The sequence below is a fragment of the Vibrio sp. 704 genome, from assembly GCF_033339295.1.
Map to the genome: position 1 here is coordinate 1 of NZ_JAWOUH010000668.1, position 608 is coordinate 608.

Annotated in this window: 1 pseudogene; it reads left to right on the forward strand. The window is 44.2% G+C overall.

Annotation, left to right across the window (positions count from 1 at the left end):
* Positions 1–608: pseudogene (locus R7R24_RS28410) on the forward strand (response regulator); the annotation flags it as partial.

The following is a 608-nucleotide window of genomic DNA, read 5'->3' on the forward strand; positions in this document are numbered from 1 at the left end:
TTAGTTGAAAGACGTGACTACACGCTACTTGAGGATTATTTACCTCTCTGCAGTCAGAAAGAACATGCAAGTAAAGTATGTGCGACGGCGTTTTTGTTGCATCATCAAGGGCACATATCTGAAGCAGTCAAAGTTCTGGCTGATTATGTAACTCGGAATCCGCTCTGCTTGGCTGCCATTGACAGTTTGATCGGTCTTTATGAAAGCTTGGGGCAACAACGACATGCGCTCTGTTTGGCAAAAAGAGCTTTTTCGCTCACGCCAAGTAATGGTTCTCGTTTTCTCTCAGCATCCCGAATTACTGCCAAGTTGGGCCTGTTTGAAGATCTCTATGAGCTAGGCCGTACCTATGCAGCCCATTTATCACAAACCGATGCCCAATGGCTTAATATCCTTTCTTCTTACGTTGATTTAGTCAGCGACCATTTTAAAACGCTTACTCATATTCATACCAAGAGGAAAGTGCTTGTTCAACTGAATGAACTCTGTTTACTCACGCAAAAGCAGTTGGGTAAAGAGCAGCAAGTCAATCTATTAGCTTTTAAGCAGCTCATGCAGTGCAAGCTACTTCTCGTCGAGTCTCGCGCGGCAGAAGCGCACCTAAAATT